We start from the raw sequence: 439 nt of genomic DNA on the forward strand, positions 1-439 counted from the left end.
GAATAATAGAGGCAGTCGAGCTGGAGCCGGCCCAGGTCGTGCTCGGTATTGACTGCGTCGAACCGCGCCTGGTGCAGCTCCTGCTCGGCATTGAGCAGATCGACCAGCGTCCGCGTGCCCATTTCGAGATATTGCGCGCGATAGAGCTGGCCGGTCTCCGCCATGTCCGCCTCGCGCAGGTTGAGCGTGTCGAGCAGCCGCGTGAGGCTGCCGATCTGCTGCCGCGCATCGGCGTGCCGCTGGCTCATCTCGTTGCGTGCCTGGCGTGCGGCGGCCTCAGCGGCCGCAAGCGAATAATCGGCGCTGCGGACCCGCGCCCGGGTGGCGTTGCCGCCGAATATGTTGCTCGAGACGCTGAGTCCGAAGCTGTAGGCGCTGCGATCGGAGAAGGGTGAGCAGATATCCGCCGCAGCGTCGCCGGCGAGCGACAGGGTGGGCA

Annotated in this window: 1 protein-coding gene; it reads right to left on the bottom strand. The window is 67.0% G+C overall.

The features are described 5' to 3' along the window. Positions 1–439, bottom strand: a 439-nt coding sequence (locus Tanf_RS00945) for a TolC family protein (RefSeq protein ID WP_046824574.1), incomplete at both ends; no start/stop codon positions are given.

The organism is Tannerella forsythia (genome assembly GCF_001006485.1).
Lineage (GTDB): Bacteria > Bacteroidota > Bacteroidia > Bacteroidales > Tannerellaceae > Tannerella > Tannerella forsythia.